The organism is Vibrio sp. 1401 (assembly GCF_033340295.1).
Map to the genome: position 1 here is coordinate 1 of NZ_JAWOWF010000318.1, position 734 is coordinate 734.

The 734-nt window shown below is 47.4% G+C and carries 1 protein-coding gene; it reads right to left on the bottom strand.

The window, feature by feature from the left end; genetic code table 11:
- On the bottom strand, positions 1 to 656 hold a 656-nt coding region (flgA, locus tag R7Z77_RS25365; RefSeq protein ID WP_318137047.1), incomplete at its 3' end, for a flagellar basal body P-ring formation chaperone FlgA.
- Positions 657 to 734 lie beyond the last annotated feature (78 nt).

Sequence of the window (734 nt, forward strand, 5' to 3'; positions counted from 1 at the left end):
TTGCTAGCAATGATGATGATTTCATTGCCTTTCTCAATCAAAGCGGGGGCACTTAAGTTGGTTGGATCGACGACTTGTCCGGCTCGGAGTCGACGCGTGGTTTCCAAGCCGATGGCGTGTTTAGGATCGGTGTAGAAATCGTCCGAGCGCGAAATGGTTCGAGTTTCCAATTTCAGATGATTGGCTGTCACCACTTCACTGCGACCTACAGTCGTCGCCGCAACCACCACTGGCAGTGTGACCGAGGATTTGATCGTGACATTGATTCGCCAAGGAGCAGTAAGGTCTTCGCAACTGACGGAACGCTTTAAGTTACCGACTGGCAAAGGTTGGTTATCGCGACCCGTGATCACCAATTTGGCATCGCATTTGGGTAAATGGTTGGCAGAACCTGGCACCCACAAGTCGTACTCCAGTTGGTACTCGCCCCATTGGTTGGACTTGGCTACGCGGTCTACTTCTTGTTCAAAATGTTTCGCGACAACGGCCTTTAGCTCCTCCGATGAGAAGGTGGTTTGGTCCGAGTTAGCGAAAGTTTGTCCTGCCGAAAGAATTCCTAATAACAGTATCCACTTTGAGGAAATTAGAGTTTTCCCCCTAATTTTTTTGCTTTCCGTAAACCGGAAGTTTGGTTTCCTCTCTTGTCTGTAAGTCATTGATAAATATAAATAAAATTTATGGCACGTATCTTGTTTGTATCTTGGCGTATTCGAGCCGACTGTAAGGAAAGATGC